Origin of the sequence: Aequoribacter sp. (assembly GCF_965659035.1) — a bacterium.
Lineage (GTDB): Bacteria > Pseudomonadota > Gammaproteobacteria > Pseudomonadales > Halieaceae > Aequoribacter.
Window position 1 is genome coordinate 535 of the sequence record NZ_CBFHWH010000063.1, and the last position, 4,728, is coordinate 5,262.

Sequence of the window (4,728 nt, forward strand, 5' to 3'; positions counted from 1 at the left end):
CCACTGCTGGTCTCTGTCCCGTTTTTTGAGCCGCTCGTTGTCGTAGGCGATGTCGTGCTGGTCGGGTCTGAGCTTTGCGATGAGCTTGGGTTGGGTATGCCCCCACTCGGCAGACTGGGGCTGCTTGAACTAGAACTAGAGCTAGAGCTAGAGCTCGGCGATGGGAGTGACACCGATGGCGTCGAGGTCGACGTTGAGGTGCTGGTCGAGCAACCATAGGTCAGCGCTGTCATGCTTATGGCTATGACCAGTTTAGTCAACTTGTAAGACATAGGTTTGCTCCACTCCTTCTCTGGTTACAGTGGCACCCTCTATCACATGAGGCCTAAACACGGCGTGTCTTAAGTAGCGTATAAATTTACCGGCTAAGCCATCAAACCCCTCGGCAACCTCGATGCGCTTCACGTTGCGTACACTGCCCCGATCGGTCACATTAAAGCTGAGTGTTACGTTGCCTTCCTCGGCTGGTACCGCGGGCGGCAACAAACGGATGCCGCTAATATCCGGCAATAACGTAATGCGATTAAACAATCGCTCACGTAAATCTTGGATCTGGGTTTCGTCTTCGAGTTCCCCAATGACCTGATCGATCTGGCGATACAGTTCGCTGGCGGTTCGGCGTTCGCCGCGCCAGAGATGCCAGTCGGCCAACTGTATACTGGCGTGAAATGCCTCGAAGCTAGTCACACCATGTAATTCTGATAGCAAATGAACCAGGAGTTCGATGGCTTGCGGTGCGCCGCGGTCGGCGTCGCGGTAAAATTCGTAAAAGTTTTCTTGCGGCGCGTTTTCGTCAAAATTGGTTCGCCTCTCGAAGGGCGAGGCGTCTTTCTCGTCGTCAAACGAGGTGATCAAGAAGTATGTTTGAATTAAGCCCCACAACGAATCGGCAACGAGCTGTCTCTCATCCTCAAAGGTTTTAAGCTCGTTCAGTGCACTTTGATAAGCGTCCAGCATTTTTACCAGTCGAGGGAACTGAGTGTCGACAGGGTCCTTTAAAAACTGGGAACGCTGCCAATATGCATAGGCTAGCCACGCTGAAATTCGCTCAGGCCCGGCAGGTAGTGCACGCTGTTGCACGCGAATTAAGTAGTCTTGCTGGTCATCTGCCGCGCGAATATCTTGAAGTACTGCTAGGCTGTTTATCGAACCTTTCAAGAAAGGGATTTGTTGCTCGCTGTACAAACCTTGGTTAATGCGAGTGATGTGTGTGCCGCGTTGAAATACCTCGACCGCCTGCGTGTGGCGCCCAGAACGCTGCAGAGCTAAGCCAAACCCAAGCAGTTCTTCAGATAAGCCTAAAGCGTAGGCACCGCCGGTTTCTTCCAAGCTTTTTATGACGTCTCGGTACCCATCGAGTTCAGCGGTACTGAGCTCGATCGTTTGCTCGCTATCAGTCATGTCGAGGACGTCAGCCGCTTGTGCCAACGCGGTTGCATTAGTGCTGAGTACAATGAGGCTGGCAATAATAGGTACGCGCATCTTCATGGTTTTTCGACTTCCAGTTGATCAGGGCGGACACCGATTTAATCTACACTATAACCGATTTGTATACGATACGAGGCCAACCCCAAAAAGGGTTTAAGTAAAGGGTTTGTGCACTGATTTTCGTTTTGGGCTAAAGTACTCGGCGTTCATAAGGTGGAAGACGTATGGGATTGTTCGAACAAGACACGGCAGTACAGCGAATTAGCGAGACTCGCTGGCAGGCAAACTTGGTGCCTGGGTGGCGCATTGGCGAAATGATGAATGGGGGGTATCTGTTGGCGATCGCGGGGCGTGTCATGGGCGAAGCCCTGCCTCAATCTGACCCGCTGTCGATTAATGCGTTTTATCTTGCGCCCGCGTTTGTCGGTCCCATGATCTGTGAGGTCGAGATCTTGCGCCTTGGAAAAAACACCAGCCAAGCGGTCGTTAAGATGTACCAGAACGACGAACTCAAAGTTCAAGTCACCGGCGCTTGCTGCGACCTCGACTCCCTTTCGGGCCCGACATGGCTGCGGACTGAACGCCCTGATATCCCAGAGTGGGAGGAACTCGTACCCACGCCTAATACCGCGATCGAATTGGGTCAGCGCATGGATTTGCGCTTATCTCAGGGCCAGAGTTTCATGAAAGACGGAAAAGGCGATGGTCGCGGCGAGTTTCAAGGTTGGATTCGCCACAGTGATGGCGCGCCGACAGATGCGTTATCTTTGTTGTTTTTTTCCGACGCGTTTCCACCGCCGGCGTTCTCATTATTTGGTGCAGTTGGCTGGGTGCCCACCATCGAGTTGACGGTACAAGTGCGAGCCAAACCAGCACCGGGACCCATACAAGCTTACTTGTGGTCAAACTATTTAACCGAGGGTATTACCGAAGAGGATGGTTTGTTCTGGGATAATACGGGAAAGTTGGTGGCGATTTCGCGCCAGTCGGCTAAGGTTCGCGCTTAAGCGTTTAAACTTTTGTCGTTGGCTGAACGGGCGCCGGTTTGGCAAAAAGTGGCAAGCTAGGGAACTGAAAAAAGTCAGCCCAAGCGTCACCAAACTGGGTTTTGATGCAGCGGCCAGTTAAGTCTTGGTAGCGCTCTTCGAACAGTTTTTGTAGGTCTGCTTCGCTCGTGATGCTTACTAAAACGGCGGCTTGCATCAAGCCCTCAAGGCGCAATTGATCGGCGGGCGGGCAATCCAGGCCCGCGTGTAGTCGGATAATTATGGCGTCTAGTCGCTCAGTAATTGCTATGAGTAATGGATTTATTGCGCTCAAGCGGTATCATTCCTCTCGGCACCTGGGCCGCACAATTCGTTTATTGCCCGATTCAAACACACTGTGCATGTAGAAGGAAGATCGACCATGCTACGACGCTTGTTATTGATTAGTTTGTTGTACTCTACCTTCGCGGTAGCCCAGCCTAGCACGGAGCAGGCGCCGATTATCGATTATCAGGATCGATTTTTACCCCAGGTTGGTCGCAACGGTATGGTCGTGGGTCCTGAGCGTCTGGCCAGTGAAATTGGTTACGCTATTTTGCAACAAGGCGGTAATGCCGTTGACGCCGCTGTGGCGACCGGCTTTGCTTTGGCGGTGACCTACCCGCGCGCCGGTAACTTGGGCGGCGGTGGCTTTATGCTGATTCACTTGGCCGACGAGAATAAACAGGTGTTTATTGACTATCGCGAGATGGCCCCGGGTCGAGCACAGCGTGATATGTATCTGGATGAATTTGGCGATGTCGATAGGCAACGACTGTACTTTAGTTATTTGTCGGCGGGGGTGCCCGGCACTGTGGCTGGTTTACTTCATGCGCTAGAAAATTATGGCACGATGAGCGTGCGGCAAGTTTTGCAGCCGGCGGTTGACCTTGCGCTGAAAGGCATTCCTGTCTCCTTCGCGTTAAACCAAGAATTGAATTCGCGTAAAGAGCGTTTGCTGGCCGATCCGGGTGCAGCCAGTACGTATCTCGTTGAGGGCGAAGCGCCACAGCTCGGTGTGAACTTTCGTCAATCCGATCTAGGGCAGGTGCTTAAAAGTATTCGCGATAATGGTCGTTCAGGTTTCTACGAGGGCTGGGTTGCCAAAACCATTGCGCAAGCCATGGCGGAGTCGGGCGGTATCATTACCGAAGGCGATCTCAAAAATTACCGAGTGGTCGAACGTGAGCCCGTACGCGGTACGTTTCGTGGCTACGAAGTCGTATCTGCACCACCGCCGTCCTCGGGTGGAACGCACATAATCCAAATGTTAAACATTCTGGAGCCCTTCGACTTGCAAGCTATGGGGCACAACTCTGCGGAATATATTCACCATGTCATCGAGGCTATGAAAATTGCCTACGCGGATCGTGCGGCGCACATGGGCGACCCCGATTTTTCCCCAGTACCGGTTAATCAATTGTTGAGCAAAGAGTATGCCGCCAAGGTTCGTGGTGACATTGATCCCGAACGAGCGCGCGCTGCCACCGAAATTCAAGCCGGCGACTTTAGCGACATCGAGAGTCTAGATACTACGCATTTTTCGGTGGCAGATACGCTGGGCAACGTTGTGTCTAATACCTACACATTGAACTTTAGCTACGGTTCACACATTGTCGTGCCAGGTACAGGTGTGCTGTTAAATAACGAAATGGCGGATTTTATGACGAAGCCCGGAACGCCTAACGCCTTTGGTTTGATCGAAAGCCAGGCCAACGAAATTACCGCGGGTAAACGACCTTTGTCTTCAATGAGTCCAACGCTGGTGTTCAAAGACGGCCAGCCTTGGCTAGCGACCGGTAGTCCAGGTGGGAGTTTGATTATCAGTACCGTCATGCAAACGATACTGAATGCCATGGCCTTTGATATGAACATTGCCGCAGCAGGGGGCGCCGCGCGCGTTCATCATCAGTGGATGCCTGATACCCTGCGTATTGAGAACGGTGTGAGTAAAGACACCGTCGACAAACTCAAGGCCATGGGTCACCCCGTGGAGGAAAACGTCAGAACCTTGGGGCGGACCCAATCGATCATGATTCGAGACGGCTGGTTCTTGGGAGCGAGCGATACGCGCAGGCCCGGTGGTTGGGTTGCTGGCGCGCAGTAAAGGCAAGGAGAGTTAAGTGAGCTTAAAAGATCACCGAAGAGACTACACCAAAGGCGGGCTGAGTCGCTCTGATTTGAGTTCGGACCCCTACCAACAGTTTGACCGTTGGTTGCAGCAGGCCATTGATGCAGGCCTTGGTGATCCCACAGGTATGGTGGTTGCGACCCA

General features: G+C 52.7%; 5 protein-coding genes. 3 read left to right on the forward strand and 2 right to left on the reverse strand.

Translation table 11 applies throughout. The features are described 5' to 3' along the window. Nucleotides 1-219 (forward strand): hypothetical protein (locus ACTF5Z_RS09070; RefSeq protein ID WP_438985354.1); only part of this gene is annotated, 219 nt, incomplete at its 5' end. Nucleotides 220-252: 33 nt separating this feature from the next. Here ACTF5Z_RS09070 and ACTF5Z_RS09075 read toward each other — a convergent pair. Next, nucleotides 253-1,488 carry a hypothetical protein gene (locus tag ACTF5Z_RS09075; RefSeq protein ID WP_438985355.1) on the reverse strand — a complete coding sequence of 412 codons (1,236 nt, stop codon included), beginning with the start codon at nucleotides 1,486-1,488 and terminating at the stop codon, nucleotides 253-255. A 164-nt stretch (nucleotides 1,489-1,652) separates the two neighbouring features. Between ACTF5Z_RS09075 and ACTF5Z_RS09080 the strand changes: the two genes are divergently transcribed. After that, entirely contained in the window at nucleotides 1,653-2,435 is a 783-nt protein-coding gene (locus tag ACTF5Z_RS09080) for a thioesterase family protein (protein WP_438985356.1), read from the forward strand. Between the two features lie 4 nt (nucleotides 2,436-2,439). On the opposite strand, the gene ACTF5Z_RS09085 is transcribed toward ACTF5Z_RS09080, so the two are convergent. After that, nucleotides 2,440-2,748 (reverse strand): hypothetical protein, encoded by a 309-nt coding sequence (locus tag ACTF5Z_RS09085; RefSeq protein ID WP_438985357.1) that lies wholly within the window; start codon nucleotides 2,746-2,748, stop codon nucleotides 2,440-2,442. Between the two features lie 87 nt (nucleotides 2,749-2,835). Between ACTF5Z_RS09085 and ggt the strand changes: the two genes are divergently transcribed. After that, the gene (ggt, locus tag ACTF5Z_RS09090) at nucleotides 2,836-4,560 is read left to right on the forward strand and encodes a gamma-glutamyltransferase (RefSeq protein WP_438985358.1); all 1,725 of its coding nucleotides are present in this window, start codon (nucleotides 2,836-2,838) and stop codon (nucleotides 4,558-4,560) included. Nucleotides 4,561-4,728 lie beyond the last annotated feature (168 nt).

What these genes read in the sequence shown, in the direction of transcription:
- ACTF5Z_RS09075 (WP_438985355.1), bottom strand. Translation starts at nt 1,488, where the DNA reads ATGAAGATGCGCGTACCTATTATTGCCAGCCTCATTGTACTCAGCACT.
- ACTF5Z_RS09080 (WP_438985356.1), top strand. Translation starts at nt 1,653, where the DNA reads ATGGGATTGTTCGAACAAGACACGGCAGTACAGCGAATTAGCGAGACT.
- ggt (WP_438985358.1), top strand. Translation starts at nt 2,836, where the DNA reads ATGCTACGACGCTTGTTATTGATTAGTTTGTTGTACTCTACCTTCGCG.